At 53.9% G+C, this 19359-nt stretch carries 19 protein-coding genes; 11 read left to right on the forward strand and 8 right to left on the reverse strand.

Translation table 11 applies throughout. From position 1 onward, the window contains the following. The first annotated feature begins 80 nt into the window (after window positions 1–80). Window positions 81–3794 (forward strand): FAD-dependent oxidoreductase, encoded by a 3714-nt coding sequence (locus A3OW_RS0117815; protein WP_020564812.1) that lies wholly within the window; start codon window positions 81–83, stop codon window positions 3792–3794. 81 nt (window positions 3795–3875) lie between these two features. Here the strand turns inward: A3OW_RS0117815 and A3OW_RS0117820 are convergent, their stop codons facing one another. Beyond that, window positions 3876–4139, reverse strand: a complete 264-nt coding sequence (locus A3OW_RS0117820) for a hypothetical protein (RefSeq protein WP_020564813.1) — start codon at window positions 4137–4139, stop codon at window positions 3876–3878. A 221-nt stretch (window positions 4140–4360) separates the two neighbouring features. Between A3OW_RS0117820 and rimK the strand changes: the two genes are divergently transcribed. Together rimK and A3OW_RS0117835 are read left to right on the forward strand one after the other, a co-directional pair. Further along, window positions 4361–5305, forward strand: coding sequence for a 30S ribosomal protein S6--L-glutamate ligase (rimK, locus tag A3OW_RS0117825; RefSeq protein ID WP_020564814.1), 945 nt, complete (start codon window positions 4361–4363; stop codon window positions 5303–5305). A gap of 310 nt (window positions 5306–5615) precedes the next feature. After that, complete coding sequence (locus A3OW_RS0117835) at window positions 5616–5846, forward strand: PA3496 family putative envelope integrity protein (RefSeq protein ID WP_020564816.1); 231 nt, start codon at window positions 5616–5618, stop codon at window positions 5844–5846. Window positions 5847–5998: 152 nt separating this feature from the next. Here the strand turns inward: A3OW_RS0117835 and grxC are convergent, their stop codons facing one another. Beyond that, entirely contained in the window at window positions 5999–6265 is a 267-nt protein-coding gene (grxC, locus tag A3OW_RS0117840; protein ID WP_020564817.1) for a glutaredoxin 3, read from the reverse strand. Between the two features lie 329 nt (window positions 6266–6594). Here grxC and A3OW_RS0117850 point away from each other — a divergent pair, with 329 nt between their 5' ends. The 5 genes from A3OW_RS0117850 (at window position 6595) to A3OW_RS0117870 (ending at window position 9221) form a co-directional block, all read left to right on the forward strand. After that, on the forward strand, window positions 6595–7323 hold the full coding sequence (locus tag A3OW_RS0117850; protein WP_020564819.1) for a DUF1538 domain-containing protein: 729 nt from the start codon (window positions 6595–6597) through the stop codon (window positions 7321–7323). Further along, window positions 7320–8099, forward strand: coding sequence for a DUF1538 domain-containing protein (locus A3OW_RS0117855; RefSeq protein ID WP_020564820.1), 780 nt, complete (start codon window positions 7320–7322; stop codon window positions 8097–8099). Before A3OW_RS0117850 ends, A3OW_RS0117855 begins: the two co-directional genes overlap by 4 nt. An 8-nt stretch (window positions 8100–8107) precedes the next feature. Beyond that, entirely contained in the window at window positions 8108–8458 is a 351-nt protein-coding gene (locus tag A3OW_RS0117860) for a P-II family nitrogen regulator (RefSeq protein ID WP_020564821.1), read from the forward strand. After that, window positions 8455–8865 carry a CBS domain-containing protein gene (locus A3OW_RS0117865; protein WP_020564822.1) on the forward strand — a complete coding sequence of 137 codons (411 nt, stop codon included), beginning with the start codon at window positions 8455–8457 and terminating at the stop codon, window positions 8863–8865. Before A3OW_RS0117860 ends, A3OW_RS0117865 begins: the two co-directional genes overlap by 4 nt. Window positions 8866–9014: 149 nt before the next feature. Continuing rightward, complete coding sequence (locus tag A3OW_RS0117870; protein WP_026223706.1) at window positions 9015–9221, forward strand: cold-shock protein; 207 nt, start codon at window positions 9015–9017, stop codon at window positions 9219–9221. A 233-nt stretch (window positions 9222–9454) separates the two neighbouring features. Here A3OW_RS0117870 and topA read toward each other — a convergent pair whose 3' ends face one another. From topA to A3OW_RS0117900, 6 genes are all read right to left on the reverse strand, one after another. After that, window positions 9455–11767 carry a type I DNA topoisomerase gene (topA, locus tag A3OW_RS0117875; RefSeq protein ID WP_020564824.1) on the reverse strand — a complete coding sequence of 771 codons (2313 nt, stop codon included), beginning with the start codon at window positions 11765–11767 and terminating at the stop codon, window positions 9455–9457. A 79-nt stretch (window positions 11768–11846) separates the two neighbouring features. Continuing rightward, on the reverse strand, window positions 11847–12314 hold the full coding sequence (locus A3OW_RS0117880; protein ID WP_020564825.1) for a DUF494 domain-containing protein: 468 nt from the start codon (window positions 12312–12314) through the stop codon (window positions 11847–11849). A gap of 15 nt (window positions 12315–12329) precedes the next feature. Further along, entirely contained in the window at window positions 12330–13382 is a 1053-nt protein-coding gene (gene dprA / locus A3OW_RS0117885) for a DNA-processing protein DprA (protein ID WP_020564826.1), read from the reverse strand. A 50-nt stretch (window positions 13383–13432) separates the two neighbouring features. Next, entirely contained in the window at window positions 13433–14548 is a 1116-nt protein-coding gene (locus A3OW_RS0117890) for a LysM peptidoglycan-binding domain-containing protein (protein ID WP_020564827.1), read from the reverse strand. A 348-nt stretch (window positions 14549–14896) separates the two neighbouring features. Continuing rightward, entirely contained in the window at window positions 14897–15418 is a 522-nt protein-coding gene (locus A3OW_RS0117895; protein ID WP_020564828.1) for a type II toxin-antitoxin system VapC family toxin, read from the reverse strand. Then, window positions 15418–16272, reverse strand: a complete 855-nt coding sequence (locus A3OW_RS0117900; RefSeq protein WP_198291335.1) for a P-loop NTPase family protein — start codon at window positions 16270–16272, stop codon at window positions 15418–15420. The genes A3OW_RS0117895 and A3OW_RS0117900 overlap by 1 nt, the downstream gene beginning before the upstream one ends. 358 nt (window positions 16273–16630) lie before the next feature. Between A3OW_RS0117900 and def the strand changes: the two genes are divergently transcribed. Genes def through rsmB form a run of 3 tightly spaced genes read left to right on the forward strand, consistent with a single transcriptional unit; the run spans window position 16631 to window position 19355 of the window. After that, window positions 16631–17140 carry a peptide deformylase gene (gene def / locus A3OW_RS0117905; RefSeq protein ID WP_026223707.1) on the forward strand — a complete coding sequence of 170 codons (510 nt, stop codon included), beginning with the start codon at window positions 16631–16633 and terminating at the stop codon, window positions 17138–17140. Then, window positions 17140–18063 carry a methionyl-tRNA formyltransferase gene (gene fmt / locus A3OW_RS0117910; RefSeq protein ID WP_020564831.1) on the forward strand — a complete coding sequence of 308 codons (924 nt, stop codon included), beginning with the start codon at window positions 17140–17142 and terminating at the stop codon, window positions 18061–18063. The genes def and fmt overlap by 1 nt, the downstream gene beginning before the upstream one ends. Beyond that, window positions 18060–19355, forward strand: a complete 1296-nt coding sequence (gene rsmB, locus A3OW_RS0117915) for a 16S rRNA (cytosine(967)-C(5))-methyltransferase RsmB (protein ID WP_020564832.1) — start codon at window positions 18060–18062, stop codon at window positions 19353–19355. Before fmt ends, rsmB begins: the two co-directional genes overlap by 4 nt. The last annotated feature ends 4 nt before the right edge of the window (window positions 19356–19359 follow it).

The raw sequence follows: 19359 nt of genomic DNA on the forward strand, positions 1-19359 counted from the left end.
CTCTTCAGCAATTCTCATAAGTGTAAATAACCCCGTTTTAGGTCTGTTTGCGCTGTCTTGAGCTAATCGAACTAGATACTATGGATCAATACAACCTTACGCTTGGAATTCCCGGCTTTAGCTATCCGGATTTATACGATGCCGCACGTCTGAAAGATTTAATGGATGTGTTCGATGCTTCAGTAAAAAAGCATGACGTTGAGCTTTTTGACAAGTTTGCCGCTTATCGCCAGTGCCAGGGCGAAGGCATGTCGGCGGAAGCGATTTCCGATCTGATGGTAAAAATGGGGCCCTATGTCGGCCAGTTCGTCGCCCGGCTGTTCAAGGTGGAAGGCGAGCATCAGGTGCAGGCTGCGAAAATCAGGGAAGAATTCGAGACCATTTTTACCTACAAGAACGAAGTGGTCGGCAAGTTGAATCTGGCGTTCAAGGATCAGTCCATCGCCGATTGGGATGCCGCGGCGATCCAGCGTCGTTTCGATTTGCTGATTGCGGCCGCTTTTCCGGAAGCGGACCGGGACAGCGACGCCGAGCGTCGGGTGGCTCGCGCCGGCGCGGCCGTAGGATTGCTGGCGGCGCACTACAAGGCGATCGCCAAAGGCAAGGAAGGCACTTATCCGAACGCCGACGAGGCGGCGGCGAGTCTGCGCAGCCGATTGTCCGATCATGCGGAAGCCTCGTCCGAGCTGGCCGACGTCATCGCGGCGCCGGATATGGCCGGTTTCGTCAATGGCCTGATGGATCTGGTCCAGCGCTGGAGCTTCGTTGCTCAGCACAATCCCGAGATCGCAGACCACTGGCTCAGTTTCAAGTTTCCCGAAAAGCGCGATTTCGATCATCTGGTCGAACACGACACCGTCGACAAGGGCGAATTCACCGCGTGGATGGGCGAGCTGGCGCACCGGCGCCGCCGCGACGGGTTCAAATTGACCGACCCGCGCTTCAATCAGCGCGAAGTGTTGTCCGAGGTCGACCATTGCATTTACTGCCACGAGCGCGACACCGACTCCTGCTCGAAAGGCATGCGCAACAAGAAAACCAATACCTTCAAAGTCGACCCGCTGGGCGTGACCACGACCGGTTGCCCGCTCGACGAAAAGATTTCCGAAATGCACCTGGTCAAACGGAACGGCGACAACATCGGCGCGCTGGCGATCGTCATCGTCGACAATCCGATGTGCCCCGGCACCGGTCACCGGATCTGCAACGACTGCATGAAGGGCTGCATCTATCAGAAGACCGATCCGGTCAACATTCCGCAGATCGAGACCAACGTGCTGACCGACGTTTTGTTCATGCCGTACGGTTTCGAAATTTACAGTCTGTTGACCCGCTGGAATCCCCTGAACGTCAAGCGGCCGGTCATGCTGCCTTACAACGGCAAGAACGTGTTGGTGGTCGGCCTGGGTCCCGCCGGCTACACGATGAGCCACTATCTGTTGAACGAAGGCTTCGGCGTCGCCGGCATCGACGGCCTGAAGCTCGAGCCGTTGCCGTCGGCTTTGACCGGCGATGCGGAAAGCCTGCCGATGCCGATCGCCGATTTCAGGGAACTCTACGAAGATCTCGACCAGCGCGTGCTGGCCGGGTTCGGCGGCGTCGCCGAGTACGGCATCACCGTTCGCTGGGACAAAAATTTCCTGAAGGTCATTTATCTGACGCTGCTGCGCCGCGCCTCCTTCCGCGCCTATGGAGGCGTGCGTTTCGGCGGCACGGTCACGATCGAGGACGCCTGGGCGCTGGGTTTCGATCACATCTGTATCGCCTCCGGCGCGGGCAAGCCGACCATCATCGATCTGAAAAACAATCTGCTGCGCGGCATCCGCAAGGCGTCCGATTTCCTGATGGCGCTGCAATTGACCGGCGCGGCCAAATCGTCGTCGCTGGCCAATCTGCAGGTGCGCCTGCCGGCCGGAGTCATCGGCGGCGGTCTGACCGCGATCGATACCGCGACCGAATTGATGGCGTATTATCCGGTGCAGGTCGAAAAGATCCTGAACCGCTACGAAACGCTGGCGGCGGTTTACGGAGAAGCCGCCGTGCGCAATCGCTACGACCGGGAAGAACAGATCATTCTGGAGGAGTTTCTGAGGCACGGCCGCGAGATTCGGGCCGAGCGCAAACGCGCCGAGGCCGCGGGCGAACAGCCGAATTTTCAGCCTCTGGTCGAAAAATGGGGCGGCGTTACGCTGTTTTACCGGAAAGGCATGCACGATGCGCCGGCCTACCGGCAAAACCACGAGGAAATTTCCGAAGCGCTGGAAGAAGGCATTGCGCTGGCCGAAGGCATGAGCCCCATCGCTGCCGTGCCCGATGAGTTCGGTCACCTCTCAGCCGTCGAATTCGACAAGCTGGCGCTGGAAAACGGCCGCTGGACCAGCAAGGGCCACGCCGTCCGGGTGCCGCTGCGCAATCTCTACATTGCCGCGGGCACGTCGCCGAATACGATTTACCAGAGCGAATACCCCGATACGTTCGTCATGGACAAATGGTTCTTCCAGCGTTACCAGCCGGAATGGACCGACGGTCAGGTCGAACTGGTGCCGATGCACGATGAAGCCGCGCCCAAGCTCGGCAAGCCGGCGCCGTTGACTTCGTATCAAAAAGACGGCAAATTCATCAGCTTTTATGGCGACAACCATCCGGTTTATGCCGGCAACGTGGTCAAGGCGATGGCCAGCGCGAAAAACGGTTATCCGTATGTCGTCAAACTGTTTGAAAAAGAACTGGCGAGTTTGAATCCCGCCGCTCAGGCCGAGCGCGACGCCGCGCTGAAACGGCTGTTCGCAAAGCTGGACGAGGCTTTCACCGCGACCATCGTGGCCATCAACCGGCTAACGCCGACCATCATCGAAGTGGTCGTGAAAGCGCCGATGGCGGCGGAAAAATTCCATCCGGGCCAGTTTTACCGGGTGCAGAATTTCGAAGCGCTTGCTCCGGTGGTCGAGGGCACCGTTCTGGCCGCCGAAGGACTGGCGTTGACCGGCGCGGAGGTCGACAAGGAAAAAGGCACCATCTCGCTGATCGCGCTGGAAATGGGATCGTCTTCTCGTTTGTGCGCGACCTGGAAGGTCGGCGATCCGTTGATCATCATGGGCGTCACCGGCACGCCGACCGAGATTCCGACCGGACAAACGGTGCTGCTGATCGGCGGCGGCCTCGGCAACGCGGTGCTGTTCTCGATCGGCAAGGCGCTGCGCGCCGCCGGCAACAAAGTGATTTATTTTGCCGGCTACAAATACCGCCGGGACATTTTCAAGATCGAGGACATCGAAGCCGCTTCCGACATCATTATCTGGTCGGTCGACAACACGCCGGGAGCCGAACCGTTCAAGACGACGCGTCCGCAGGACAAGACCTTCATCGGCAACATCCTTGAATGCATGCTGGCTTATGCGAAGGGCGAACTGGGCGATACGCCGATTTCGCTGAGCGACGTCGACCATCTGATCGTCATCGGTTCCGACCGTATGATGGCCGCGGTGAAGGATGCCCGTTACGATGTCCTGAAGCCGTACCTGGGCAAGGTGCAGCATGCGGTCGGCTCGATCAATTCGCCGATGCAGTGCATGATGAAAGGCATTTGCGCGCAATGCTTGTGCAAGCACGTGGACGCCGAAAGCGGCAAGGAATATTTCGTCTATTCCTGCTATAACCAGGATCAGGATCTGGACAAAGTGGATTTCCCGCATCTGAATGCCCGTCTCAGGCAAAATACGGTGCAGGAAAAATTATCGAATCTGTGGCTGGATTATCTGCTGGAAAAACGGAAAGCGGCGGAAGGCACGGATTGAGAATCGGTCGGCTTTCCTTTTTGGAAAGCCGATTTCAAGCCGCCGCCGGACAAGGTTCCGGCGGCGTTGATAGAGTGCGGCCTATGACAAACGCTTGGCGATACGGCTGTAGGCTTCCTTGAGTTCCTCTCCGATGATTTTGGCTTTGGCGATGTATTCGTCGGAGGTTTCGACCGTATCGTCGGCGATATCGGCCGCTTTCTGCCGGATCTGGCTCCATTGGCTTTCAGCCGCGTCAAATTCTTCCTTGGCTTCCATCGAGGCGAGATGAAGCTTCAAGCTGATTTCATCCCGTTCGGTTTTCAGCTTCTCTATCAGTTTTTCGAAGTCTTGTTTTACCGTCATTGTCCACCTCGTTCGTGCGAAATAAAAGGAACTAAGCCAGGGTATGAGCGAAGTCTAAACTGTTTGCGGGTATAATGCCATCGATTTCTGAAAGGTTTCTGCCGCCGTGCGAGGACATGTTTTTTCGGAAATAAATTCAGGAGCGCGCGATGCGGTTCGATTCAGACCCCAGGGCATCGAGCGCTCCCCACTATTGCCAACCGCTTGTGAATCCGTTGAATATGAAAATCGCCATTCTGTCCCGCAATGCCAAACTGTATTCGACTGCCCGGCTGGTTGAGGCGGCGGAAAATCGCGGGCATCAAGTGCGGGTGCTGGACGTCTTGCGCTGCTACATGAACATCACCTCGCATAATCCGTCGATACATTACCGGGGCGAGGATTTAACGGGATTCGACGCGGTCATTCCCCGCATCGGCGCCTCGGTGACTTTTTACGGAACGGCGGTGCTGCGGCAGTTCGAAATGATGAACGTCATGCCGTTGAATGAGTCGGTGGCGATTTCCAGGGCGCGCGACAAACTGCGCTCGACGCAACTGTTGGCCCGAAAAGGCATCGGCCTGCCGGTGACCGGATTTGCCAATAATCCCGACGACATCACTGATCTGATCGAACAGGTGGGCGGCGCGCCGCTGGTGATCAAGTTGCTGGAAGGCACGCAGGGGATCGGCGTGGTGCTCGCCGAAACTCATAACGCCGCCGAAAGCGTGATTCAGGCGTTCATGGGGCTGAAGGCCAATATCATGGTGCAGGAATTCATCAAGGAAGCCGAAGGCAGCGACATTCGCTGTTTCGTGGTCGGCGACAAGGTCGTGGCCGCGATGAAGCGGCAGAGCCGGCCGGGCGAATTTCGTTCGAATCTGCACCGCGGCGGCACCGCCTCGCTGATCCGGCTGACGCCCGAGGAGCGCTCGACCGCGGTGCGGGCGGCGAAAGTCATGGGGCTGAACGTCTGCGGCGTGGACATGCTGCGCTCCACTCGAGGGCCGGTCATCATGGAAGTGAATTCATCGCCGGGACTGAAGGGCATCGAGGCCGCCAGCGGCAAGGACGTCGCCGGATTGATCGTCGAATTCATCGAAAACCGTTTCAAAACGTTGGAATCGACTAAAGAAAAGCCCTCTTCCCAGCCGTCGCCGCGGACCCGCACTCGCGGAAAAGGCTAAAGCATCTTCGATTTGTATACCCTGTAATCGGGTTGGGATAACGCATTAGGTTCGAATGCACTTCTTTCCGGGCAAGGAAGGCTTCTGTCGCTATTGGTTCAAAAGCCGGCTGTTTTTTCCGGAAATGTACGATTATTCGGCGAAATTTTTCCCTCCTTGAAATAGCTTTGCCGAATCGCCATTGTATCCGTTAACCGAAGTTTTATTTCAAACAACCGGCAGGGCGAGGCGATGGATCCGGGTTTTTACCGGATTTTTCCTCTCCGGGCTCTGCGATTATTCTGATAACCTTAATTTTAAGGAGTATTCAATGGCAAAAGCACAGCAACAAGCGGTCATCGTTTCAACGGTTCGGCAGGATTCCGGCTCGGATTATCACGACGATGATTTTACCGACGACACCGATTTTCCGAATTTGGCGGAAGGCGCGGACAAGGACGCGAAAAAAGCGAGCGCGCGCAGAAAAATAGAAATTTATTGGGAAAAAAAGCGGCTGAAAGAACAATTGGATGATTTCGATGAATCCGAGTTTGATTTTTGAGCGCAAAGAAAAATTAAACAACCTTGAGCGCTATCCGGAACTGCCCGGGAAGCACCGGTCAAGCCGAAAAGCCGGGAGTACCCTTTCGTAAGAGTTCCATTCAAAATCTTCGTTTCTGATGACGTCGACGCGTCAGGCAGCCCGGACATTCGTTATTGAGGGGCAATTCCCAATAAGGAGTCGAGTTTCTTGAGACGCTCCAGCTCATACAGTTCGTCGAATCCCCCGACGTGCAGAGCGCCGATGTAAATTTGCGGGACCGTCCTGCGTTTCGTTTTGCGTATCAATTCCTCCCTCAGACCGGGATTCGACCCGACGTCGATTTCCGTATAGCCGGCGCCTTTTTTATCCAGCAAGCGCTTGGCCATGATGCAATAAGGACAAATGCGGGTAGTATAAATGACGACGTCAGTTCTCATAAATAAGTCTGAAAAGGTGTTCGATCGGGGGCGAAATTGTCGAGGATGGCGCCGGGCGGGTCAACCGGAGCGCAAGAAAATTCCAGAAAGTCGAGACGGACCGGTTCCATCACGGTCATGTTGCCAACCGATGACGAAAAATCGTCCGGCCATCGCTGAGGCCATGAGCCTTGCGAATCTCAGACAGTGTCTGGAATGGATTTCTCTCCATGCGCTTGTTCAAGAATTTTGGGGCGGTCTGGATCTAATTCAACCCGCCTGCCGGTAGATTTGCCGCTCTTTTTTCAGATACAATCAGACTGTCCCGAGAAAAAGAAACCGATCGCTTCATGCCGAATTTCCGTTTTGTCAAATACCTGTTCAGCAGTTTCCTGGATCTGGTGCCCATTTTTGCCGTCGTTCTGGTCTTTCAAGTGTTTGTGATCAAACAGCCGGTTCCTGATCTGGAGCGGTTAATATCGGGTTCGCTGTTCGTAATTCTCGGTCTGACTCTTTTTGTCCAGGGACTCGAGCAAAGTCTGTTTCCGCTGGGTGAAGACATGGCTTACGCATTTGCCCGCAAAGGCAGCCTGTTCTGGCTGCTGGTCTTCGCCTTCTGTTTGGGTTTTGGCGCGGCCATCGCCGAACCGGCTCTGATTGCGGTCTCCAGGGAAGCGGCGAATATTGCCAGTGAGGATCATCTGATCGATGCCACTGACGCAGCGAAAGATAGTTATGCGCTGGGGTTGCGTATTACCGTCGCTTTCTCTATCGGCTTGGCCATCTTGATTGGCGTATTAAGGATTATCCGCGGCTGGCCGGTGCATTACCCCGTTTTCGTGGGATATGTCTGTGTCGCCGTCATTACGAAGTTTGCTCCGTCCGAGATCATTGGCATTGCCTATGATTCGGGCGGCATTGCTACGTCGAGCATCACCGTTCCGCTGGTGACCGCTCTGGGAGTCGGTCTGGCTACCGTCATCAAAGGCCGCAATCCCATAACGGACGGCTTCGGGTTAATCATCTTCGCCTCCTTGTTGCCGATGATTTTCGTCATGATTTACGGGATGGCGGCATGACCGAGTGGTTAGTTCATTTTGGCCTCAAATTGCTGGTCGTCAGCCGGGATATCTTGCCGATTATTGCGACCGTGATCGGCTTTCAATTGCTGGTGATCAGAAGGCCGCTGGCGCATCCCAGGAAAGTGGTCTTTGGTTTTATTTATGTTCTGTTGGGAATTGTTTTCTTTCTGGAAGGGCTGGAAATGGCTTTGTTCCCTTTGGGAAATTTGATGGCTACCCAGTTGACTGATCCTGAGTTTTTGGGTGTGAGTGCGCTTGACGAGTCCCTTTCCTGGCAGACTTATCGCTGGGTATATCTATTCGCCGCCAGTATTGGTTTCGCCACGACGTTGGCCGAGCCGGCGCTTCTGGCTGTTGCCCTCAAAGCCGAACAAATTTCGGGAGGGACGATTCGGGCTTGGGGGTTAAGAATTTCTGTTGCGGTCGGTGTCGGGTTCGGGATCGCCCTCGGCACCTTTCGGATTGTTACAGGCTCTGAGCTCTATTGGTTCATCATAAGCGGTTATATTATCGTAATGATACAGACGCGCTTCGCTCCTAAGTTAATCATCGGCCTGGCTTTTGATTCCGGTGGCATTACGACCTCCATGGTAACCGTCCCCATGGTGACTGCTCTGGGTCTGGGGCTGGCCACCGCTTTGCCCGGCCGAAACCCCGCTCTGGATGGTTTCGGTCTGATCGCCTTCGCCAGCTTGTTTCCGGTCATTTCGGTACTGGGCTATGCGCAAGTTGCCCAATGGCTCAACAAAAGCGGCCTTTCTTCCAATTCGTGAGGTAATCCATGCATTTCAAACTCATCATAGCGTTCGTCGAAGACGACAAAACCGACCTGGTGCTCGATGCCGCCCGCCACAGCGGAGCCAAGGGCGCAACCGTGATCAGCAACGCCCGCGGCGAGGGCATGAAGCAATCGAAAACTTTCTTCGGCCTGACTCTGGAAGCGCAGCGCGACGTCCTGTTGTTGCTGGTCGAAGAACACATCAGCCGGCATATCCTGGAAAAAATTGCCATTGTGGCGGATTTCGACAACAAACCCGGCACCGGCATCGCCTTCCAGATCGATGTCGAGGATGCGATCGGCGTCCTGCATCAGGTGGAAGCATTAACTCAAGAACTCGAGGGGACTATATGATTGAAAATCGCCTTATTATCCGGGTCAGGGACATCATGAAAACCGACTTCGGTACGATCGACGGAATCGCCACTGTGCGGGATGCCTTGAACAAAATGAAAACATTGAAGACGTCGGTGTTGATCGTCAACAAGCGTCATGACGACGATGAATACGCTTTGATCAACTGCGGTGATATTGCGCGGCATGTGCTGGCCAAAGACAAAGCCCCGGAGCGGGTGAACGTCTATGAAATCATGACCAAACCGGTCATTTCGGTCCATCCGGACATGGACATCCGCTATTGCTCGAGGTTGTTCGCAAACTACAATCTGGTGCGGGCACCGGTGGTCGAAAACAAAAAGGTGATCGGCATCGTCAGCCCCAATTCCCTGGTTTTGGACGGACTGTACAAATTGACTCAATAAATGGCATCGGATACAAAATAGCAGTACAATTTTCAACTTGCAGAGTAAGGATGTTGAAGAGTGGAAGTTCCTAATGGGGTAAGTAGGTGATCCGATTATCAATGTTGTTGTTCTGTATTAACCGTAAGTTTTTATTCCAGGAGTTCAAAATGGCAACAGGCACTGTTAAGTGGTTTAACAACACAAAAGGGTTTGGTTTTATTGAACCTGCAGAAGGCAAGGAAGATGTTTTCGTCCATCATTCGGTAATTCAGGGAGAAGGATTTAAAACCCTGACTCCTGGTCAAGCGGTTACTTTCGACATCGAATCCGGCCCCAAGGGATTGACTGCCGTCAACGTCTGCCCTTCCAAATAACGGCAGCGGGTTTATTCGACAAAAAACCCGACGGCCTGCCGAATCCAGCGGTTGAGCAATTTCTTGTAGCCGCTGCGATTTGGCCGGTTTGCCGGTTCCTCGGTCGTAAGGAATAGAGCCCATTCCGCTATCGGTGAAAGATCGGCCGGACGGAACAGACAAGGCCGCGCACTCTTGTTTTTATTTTTCGGATTTATGTGCGGACAAAGCCGGCCTGGAATGGCGGCAACGGCTTAAGGTCCCGAAGCGTCTGCGGGATCGCCTTCATATGGCGTGGCATAACTGCATTCTTTCTGAGGGCAGACCTTTTCGACGCCGCGCCGTTTGGTTTCCTTGATGGTCAGAATCGGCCATTGGCAGGCCGGACAGGTTTCTTTGAACGGCGCATTCCAGAGTGCGTAATTGCATTTGGGATATTCCGAACAGGAATAAAAGATTTTGCCGTTGCGCGATTTGCGTTTCAGGAGACTGCCTTTTTTGCACTGCGGACATTCGACTCCGGTGTCCAGAGGTTTTTCCAGAGGCTCGATATAGCGGCATTTGGGATAGGCGCTGCAGCCGATGAATTTGCCGTAGCGGCCCGCCTTCAGGACCAGCGGCGAAGCGCAGCTTGGGCACGTGCGTCCTTCCACCACTTCGGGTTCGTCCGGACTTTTGGCGTCTTCATTGAGATTTCGGGTATACGAACATTCCGGATAATTGGTGCAGCCGACGAACCGGCCGTTGCGGCCAAGGCGTATGGACAACGGACTGCCGCATTCCGGACAAGTCTCGTCAATGGCTTCCTGAGTCACGTCCTTTCGCTGGACGCTTTCGTCCTTGTCCTGAATCAAGGACGTAAACGGACGCCAGAATTCGCCCATCAACGGAATCCAGTCTTTTTCGCCGCGGGAAACGGCGTCCAGATCATCTTCCAGTTTCGCGGTGAAATCGTAGTCGACGTATTTCGTGAAATGTTCGGTTAGAAACTTGTTGACGATTCGGCCGACGTCGGTCGGATAGAAGCGTTTGTTTTCCAGAGTGGCGTACTCTCGATTCAGCAGCGTGGAAATGATCGACGCATAGGTGGAAGGCCGTCCGATGCCATGCTCTTCCAAAGCTTTCACCAGGCTGGCCTCGCCGTAACGCGGCGGCGGCTCGGTAAAATGCTGGCCGGCGAGGATGTCGTTCAAGGGCACCGGCCGCCCTTCTTCCAATACCGGCAAGAAACTTTCCTTGTCGTCGCTGTCGGCGGTGTCGTCCTTGCCTTCCAGATACACCGCCATGAATCCGGGATTGGCGATCGATGAACCGGTGGCTCTGAACACGTGTTGGCCGTTGTCGCCGCAGGTCAGATCCACCGCGATCACGTTTAACGTCGCCTGAATCATTTGGCAGGCGATGGTCCGCTTCCAGATCAGATCGTACAGCTTGAATTGTTCGTCACTCAGGTAGGCCCTGAGCTGGCTCGGCAAGTATCCGGGATAAGTGGGGCGTATCGCCTCGTGTGCTTCCTGTGCGTTTTTCGATTTGGTTTTGAAAAGACGCGGTTCTTTAGGAACGTTTTCGGCGCCGTAGGTTTCGGCGATCAGTTTGCGCATTTCGGCAACGGCTTCTACCGACAGATTGACGGAGTCAGTACGCATGTAGGTGATCAGGCCGGCGGTTTCGCCGCCGATATCGATGCCTTCGTACAACTGCTGGGCGACCATCATCGTGCGCTTGGTCGTAAAGCCCAGTTTGCGGGAGGCTTCCTGCTGCAGGGTCGACGTAATGAATGGCGGGGCCGGGTTGCGTTTTTGCTGCTTTTTTTCCAGTTTCGCGACCAGCAGCTTTCCGTCCGCCGCATCGAGCAGAGTCCGTTTGGCTTTCTCGGCCGAGACTTCGTCGGTGAAGCTGAATTGGTTCAGTTTTTTGCCGTCGAAGTGGGTCAGCCTGGCTTTAAAGTTTTGTTCCTGGGCCGTCAGCAAGGCTTCGATCGTCCAGTATTCCTGGGTCTTGAAGGCTTCGATTTCCTGTTCGCGCTCGACGATCATCCGCAGCGCGGGGCTTTGCACCCGTCCTGCCGAAAGGCCTCTGCGAATTTTTTTCCACAATAACGGCGACAGATTGAATCCCACCAGATAATCGAGGGCTCTGCGCGCCTGCTGGGCATTGATCAGATTGGTGGACAGATGTTCCGGATTGGCGATCGCTTCGGTCACCGCTTTTTTGGTAATCTCGTGAAAAACGACGCGGTGCACCGGCTTGTCCTTGAGAATCTTTTTTTCTTTCAGCAATTCGTAAAGATGCCAGGAGATGGCCTCGCCTTCCCGGTCCGGGTCGGTTGCGAGGTATAAGGCATCGGCGGATTTAAGGGCTTTGCTGATGGCCTGCACGTGGCGCAGGTTCCGTTCGATGACTTCGTATTTCATCGCGAAGTCATGCTCAGGATCCACGGCGCCTTCTTTGGGCACGAGATCGCGCACGTGACCGTAGGAAGCCAATACCTGGAAATCCTTGCCCAAATATTTTTCTATGGTTTTGGCTTTTGCAGGCGATTCTACAATGACAAGATTCTTGCTCATTTATTCCGTAAGGAAAGGTGAAAGTTGGCAGAAAAAACTGTGGCTGATTTGCCTTTCGCCTTTGACCCGATTTATTTAATTAATGCAGATAGGCCGGCACCAGATCGTAGACGATGTCTTCCATTCTGGAAAATGCAATTTCTTCGTCCGGTTGACTGAGTAATACCATTAATACGATCCATTTCAGTTTTTCGATCGATATTTCTTCATTTTCCAGAGCCATGACCCGGTCGATGACGATTTCCCGATTGGCCGGGTTCAAGATTCCGCTGTGTTCCAGAAACATGATGAAATTGAGGCAGTCGAGATCGAGCTTTTCTCTTTCTTCCGGACAGAAGATACGGAACGCCGCGGTCACTGTCGGCCGGATGGCGCGTTGCACGCTCAGCGATTCCAGCCAGTCGAAGGCTTTGCTCACCTCTAGTTGATCAAAACCCGCTTCCATTAATTCGGTTCTGATCACGTCGCTGTCCGGCAGTATTTCAATTTCGTCTTCCATATAATTTTCAAACAAATACATCAGGACATCAAAAATATTTTCTTTCATAAAGGTTATTTCCGCCTATTTAAGTCGAGTATAGCAACCGCCGGGGGTGGCTTCGATGTAACCCTGCAATTCCAGAATCAGCAACATTGAGGAGATTACTTCAACGGTTTCACCGGAATTTTCAACCAGCGTATCGATAGATGTTGGGCTGAACATGACAAGATTCAATAATGTTTGTTGCTCCAGGTCAAGTGTTGATTGCGTATCGGCAGGTGTATATTTATTATCCTGCTGATTATATTGGTTTAATTCTTCAAGAATGTCCTGACAGGATTCTACCAGTTTCGCGCCTTCCCGGATCAGGGCATTGCAGCCGCGGGCCAACGGATTGTGAATCGATCCCGGAATGGCGAATACTTCGCGGTTCTGCTCCAGCGCGAACCTGGCGGTTATGAGCGATCCGCTTTCCCTGGCCGCCTCGACCACCAGCAAGCCCAGGCAGAGCCCGCTGATGATGCGGTTCCTCCTGGGAAAATGATCCGCCCTGGCCGGCGTTCCCGGAGGAAATTCCGAGACGATGGCGCCGGAACTCACGATCTTGCCGGCCAATTCCTTGTTCCTTGCGGGATAAAGGCGGTCCGGTCCGGTGCCTGCAACGGCTATCGTTTGGCCGGGACCGCTCAGTGCTCCTTGATGGCTCGCCGCATCAATGCCCAGGGCGAGACCGCTGGTGATGACAAAACCGTACCGGCTCAGCGACTGGGCAAAATTGAATGCGGTTTCCAAGCCGAGCGAAGAAGGGTTACGGCTGCCGACGACGGCAATTTGCGGACGCGATAACAGGCCGGTATCGCCGCGGACGAAAAGTACGGGAGGTGGATCGGAAATTTCCTTTAATTGCGGCGGATAAGCCGGGTCGGTGAAGGTTACGAGATTGTTGTGTTCTTGTTGCAGCCAGGAAAGGTCGAGATCAACCGTGGACCAGTCCGGGTTTTTGATTGCGTGAATTATATCAGGTTTCAGGCCCAATGCGGAAAGAGCTTGGACCGATTCCTCAAAAAGTTGGCTGGGCGCATGCGTCTCGAGCAGCCTCAGGAAGGTTTTGCAGCCGATGCCCGGCGTGCGCAACAGCGCCAGCCAATATTTGATTTCGTGTTCGAAATGTCGAGTCTTAATTTTCAGGGAGTTTGAACTTTGTCTAAAACGTGAATGGCCTGATGAGCTTCCATGACCAGAGCGTAACTGATGCGTTCAAAAGAACGGAACACCATCAGCTTGCCGGCCATCTCATCGGGAAGTTGAACCAGATCGTTCTTGACCCGGCTGTACGGATCGGGACTGACTCTGCCGTGCTGCAGGATGTCCAGTTCGTGGCCGGGTTTCAGCCCGTCGCTGGTGCCTCTGTCGATCACGACGACACTGTATCGTCCGATTTGAGTAACGCCGTCGAGTACGCCAATGATGTTACCTTTTATACTTTCTTCCGGAGGAGTGGGAAAATAGTTCAGAATAATTTCTTCGTTCAAGTTTTCCATGATCCGGTCGCCGATGCGAATTTCGCCGCTCGCCTTGGTGATCGACAAAGTGGCCGGATCACCGGGCTGCAGCAGCGAGGCATCGGCGATGTAATCGGCTTCATAACCGAGGACTTCACGGGTTTCGGGATCGGTATACGTATCCCCTGCCCGATAGACGGTAAATGACTGGCTGGTAGCGGCATCGATCGACCGGACATAGATTTTGTCGCCGATGCCTGCGATCAGATGCTCGCCTGCAAAATCGATGACGTAGGGCGCCTTGTCCAGCTCGTTTTTGCCGACTACCCTGGGAGACGTCAGGTATTTGGCGATCGTATCGGCGGGTATCAGCTTGACCGCTTGTTTTATGCCCGTTTCCCGAATGCAGGGTTTGAGTTTGCCGCCTTCGGAAACGGCAAAATTTGTCCGGCCGCTTTTGACGTCTTCCTCGCTGATCACGCAGGGAGCATCGGAGGCCGGTCCGGCGAGAGGAGCGGTTTTGGATAAGCTCAGTTGCGGTTTGCCGTTGACAATCGAAAAATACACCGTATCGCCCGGATAAATCAGATGGGGATTTTTGATTTGGGAATTATAACTCCACAATGCCGGCCATTGAGATGGGTTTTTTAGAAATTTTCCGGAGATGTCCCATAACGTATCGCCTTCGACCACGGTATAGTGATCGGGATGGGACGGATTGATCTGAATCTCATCAGCCCATGCGGCCGCGCTGACTACGAAAGGAACTATAAAGCCAATGAGTGTTCGAAAAGCCATGTCTGAATCCTGCCGGTTCTTTTAGTCAATTTGAATTCAAAGTTTAGAAGATTTCATATAGAAATCCAGGCGATTCTATGAACCAGTCCAAACTCTTGATCTGCGGCAGGAAAGAGAAAACGATTTCAATAGACTAATGAAGAGCGCGCCATCTTTGCGCCCTAGTGAATGTTTCCTTGGTATTGCAAAATTTGACGCTTTATCGGGTTGGGACCGAGTCTATTGTTGATGTTGCCCTTGAATTTACGGAGAAAATGGATAAGAGGGAATACGAGTGCGTGGCGATAGCGGGCATGATGTTTAATATTGAACCGAATCAACTTGGCTCACGTTTCAAGTTTGATTCAATCAATTCAAAAATGCCTTTAACTCTCCTAATGCGCAAAAAGTCTCGAGGTCGGTCTGGCCGTCCAGGTTGAATGCACTGTAGCTAAAGCCGTCGGAGAGTTTTATCGCTCTAACGTTGGCGTTCTCCAGGGTTCGTAAACGCTCGCAATAGGCATCAAGAGCGGATTCCTCTTCTGTCAGGATAAAAGGAATTTTCTCATGCAATGCTTGAGCGATTAATTTTACGTCGTCTTTTACTGCTGCCCCATTATCGCCGTTACCGATTTCACATAGCAGGCTCCAAATGCGGCCTACTTCCATCGAATGGGGCGTATTGAACGGAAGGGAGCGGAAATTTTTTAGCGGTAAATCGGTAATCGGCTGCCTGATGGCAATTTCAGCCGCGACAATGGCGGAAAAATAAAGAGGCGACTCTCGCTCCAGTAAAGCTTTGTAGTATTGTTGGGCGACGCTATGGTGGGGGCGATTGCGGTCAAGTAATGAAATCAAAAAACTGGTATCCAGCATGACAGGCGTTTTCATCAGAGGTTGCCCCGCAATTTTTCTACCCATTCCGTCGAGTTCGGGACATTCGACCATGCCAGCGTTCCTCTTTCCACCATAAGCCTGAATTGATTTTCACTATAGGCGGGATGGTAATCCTCGAAAGCGATCAGGTTCAAATTGCGTAATTCTCCGGTATGCAGGTTTTCCTCGGCCGTTACATGGAGCAGGGCCGGGCGGTATAGCCGATTCTGCTCACCTTGCGCCAGTAATTCCTGAGTCGACGCAATAGTCAGAGTTTCTCCGCTTTCCAGTTTGAGATGCACGTTGGCCCTTGTGCTCCCGCCCATGTCGACGATGTGGCCATGCACGTATTTTTCCACGTAAACCCATGACTCTTCAGTCTTGTGCAAGCTGGAAGCCGAGTCGATTGAAAAAAATACTCGATCCGACGGATCGCTCACGGAGTAGCACCTATCAGGATTTTTTTGAGCCGCATTCTGCCATCGCGCCAGGACGCCCGCTCGTTTCGGGTCGATCGAGCCAAGGGACTGGGTGAAACCGAGATGCTCCAGATCACTCCAGAGAGAGCGGGCTGAAAGCAAGCCACTGACCACGAAAGCCAATGACCCTTCTTTTATTGAAACGATGACCTTTGAAAGATCGAGATCCCGGCTTGAGCCTCTTAAAAAGTCATTGACGTCTTTTTGAAACTCGCCCAGCAATATTAAAGGAATATGAGCCGGACTGACCTGATCATCATTGATGCGGTCACTAATGGCAAAGCGTAGTTGGTTTCCTGGAGCCATGGCGATTAAACGAAAAGGGTTGTTTGAGCAATCAGAAAAGCACTGAATAGCGCTGAATAGGATAATGCGATGGCATCTTATCAAGAATTCTTTTGAAAAAGTAGACTGGATGGTTATGAATGAAGTTGTACCGTTCCAGATGAATCAAGCCATAACCGATTGAATTGATGATTTCCGGTATGGGGATGCGATGAAGGTCAACTTCTCGTTTGTTGTCAGAGCCGTTTCTCAAATAGAGGCCGTACCATAAAAGCAGATGTGGAACTTTTACCCGTCTGCCGCCCTCTTTTGTGTCAACAGGGGGGCAACCCCAGGGCGCGACGCCATAAGTAAATTATCCGGCCTATCGCTGGAAGCCCGATAATTTCTACATTTGTTTAGATTTTTTACAAAATCATATAGAATTCCAGCATTGTAGCTATTGTTGATAGTGGAGAGATTGTTGAGTATTTTAACTGTTCTGGAATTTCCGGATGAAAGGCTGAGAAAAAAAGCCGCACTCGTTAAAACGGTCGATGAAAATATCATAAAACTGCTCGACGACATGCTGGAGACCATGTACGAATCCCGAGGCGTGGGCTTGGCTGCGACCCAGGTGAACGTGCATCTTAGGGTCATCGTCATCGACGTGAGCGAAAACAAGGATTCGCCCTTGTTCTTGATCAATCCCGAAATCATTGAAAAAGACGGGGTTGAAGAATCGGAGGAAGGTTGTTTGTCGGTGCCCGGCTTTTTCGAGAAAGTCAGGCGGGCCGAGCACGTGGTGGTCAGGGCTCTCGGCCGGGACGGCAAGCCTTTTGAATTTCCGGCTACCGGATTGTTGGGGGTTTGCGTTCAGCACGAGATGGATCATCTGGAAGGCAAATTGTTCGTCGATTATCTGTCTCCGCTCAAGCGCCAGCGAATCAAGAAAAAACTGGAAAAAATACATAAAATGGAACATGTCGGCTGATGAAAATCATTTTCGCCGGTACTCCGGATTTCGCCGTGCCGACTCTCGAGATGCTTTTGTCTTCGGGACATGAAATCGTTGCGGTATACACCCAGCCCGACCGCCCTTCCGGCAGGGGGCGCAAATTACAACCCGGTCCGGTCAAGGAAATCGCTTTAAAAGCCGGAATTCCGGTATTTCAGCCGCTCGGCTTCAAATCGCCGGAAGCCCTGGAGCAATTGGTCTCCCTGCATGCCGATCTGATGGTCGTCGTTGCCTACGGCATGATTTTGCCTCAAGCCGTTCTGGATGAGCCGAGGCTGGGCTGCATCAATGTCCATGCTTCTCTTTTGCCGCGCTGGCGCGGAGCCGCTCCGATCCAGCGGGCGATCATGGCGGGCGATCGGCAAACCGGCGTGACCATCATGCGCATCGCTCTGAAGCTGGATGCCGGAGACATGCTGCACAAGGAAGAAATCCCCATCGGACCCCACGACACGGCCGACGAATTGCACGACAAACTGGCTGTTCTGGGCGCCCGGGGACTGGCCGGGGTGCTGCCGGAACTGGAGTCCGGACGTACTCATGCGGAGCGGCAGGATGAAAGCCGGGTGACTTATGCGCATAAGCTGGAAAAAAGCGAAGCGGAGTTGGACTGGTCGCGGCCGGCGATCGAGCTGGACAGAAAAATCAGAGGGCTGTGCTCGTGGCCGGTCGCGCAAACCCTATTCGACGGGAAGATTCTCAGAATATGGCGCGCGGAAATTGTCGGCGAAAGGGCCGAGGCCGAACCCGGCACCGTGATCAGTTCCCGGAGAACTGTGGACGTCGTTACCGGCGACGGAATACTGCGGCTGCTGGAAGTGCAGTTGCCGGGAGGAAAGCGCATGCCGATTGAAGCCTTTCTCAATGCACACAACGTCAAGGGAATCAGGTTAGGTTGAAGCTCCTGAATTCAAGGCTGGCTGCCGCCGGGATCGTGGCCGAGGTTTTACAGGAGGGACGTTCCCTGACGGCTGCGTTGGAAGGCGTCCTGTCGTCGGTGCCCTCCGCCAGGGACAGAGCGTTGATTCAGGCGCTGTGTTTCGGCGTTTGCCGGTCTTATCACCGACTGGACTTCATTTTGAACGAGCTGGTGGAAAAGTCGATCAAGGACGGGCAAGTCCGGGCGCTGGCGTTGGTGGGACTGTATCAGTTGCAGGCCATGAGAATCAAGCCTCATGCGGCCGTGTCCGAAACCGTGAAAGGGGCATCGAAAAAACCCTGGGCCAAGGCGCTGCTCAATGCCCTGTTAAGAAATTATCTGAGACATCAGGCCGACCTCGAGCAAAAGGCGGACGGTGATCCTGCGGCGGCCTTAAGCCATCCCGAATGGCTGATCGAACAGGTCCGTCAGGACTGGCCGCATGAGGCGGCAACGCTGCTGAGGGAAAACAACCGGCCGCCGCCGATGGCCTTGAGGGTCAATCTGAGCCGCCTGTCCCGGGAGCAGTATCTGCATCGATTGGCTGAGCGGGACATTCCGGCGGAACCGGTCGATTTCTGTGCGTCGGCCATTGTCTTGACTCAGCCGGTACCCGTCGAATCGCTGCCGGGTTTCGACGAGGGTCTGGTTTCGGTTCAGGACGTCGCGGCGCAGATGGCCGCCTATTTGCTGGAGGCCAAGCCGGGGCAAAGAGTACTCGACGTCTGCGCGGCGCCGGGCGGGAAAACGGCTCATATTCTTGAACTTCAGCCGCAATTGGCAAGCCTGGTGGCCGTCGACAAGGAAGCCTCCCGAATGGAACGGCTGGGCGTTAATCTGACGCGGTTGCAATTGCACGCCGAGCAGGTCACCGGCGATGCCGCCCATCCCGAAGCATGGTGGGACGGCCGGTTATTCGACCGGATTCTGGTCGATGCGCCCTGCTCCGCGCTCGGCGTCGTCCGCCGGCATCCCGACATCAAGCTGTTAAGGCGCGCTGACGACATCGGCGCTCTCCAGTCCCAGCAGCAATCGATTCTCCAGGCCGTCTGGCCTCTATTGGCGCCCGGCGGCATCCTGCTTTATGCGACCTGCTCCATCCTGAAGCAGGAAAACGAACGGCAAATGACGGCTTTTCTATCGGCGCATGCCGATGCCGCCGAGTGGCCCATCATGGCCGACTGGGGCATTCCTCAGTCCTGCGGCCGGCAGATTCTTACCGGGGAGAGGGCGATGGACGGATTTTATTATGCGCGCCTCGAAAAACGGTAAATTG

Origin of the sequence: Methylosarcina fibrata AML-C10, from assembly GCF_000372865.1 — a bacterium.
GTDB classification, from domain to species: domain Bacteria; phylum Pseudomonadota; class Gammaproteobacteria; order Methylococcales; family Methylomonadaceae; genus Methylosarcina; species Methylosarcina fibrata.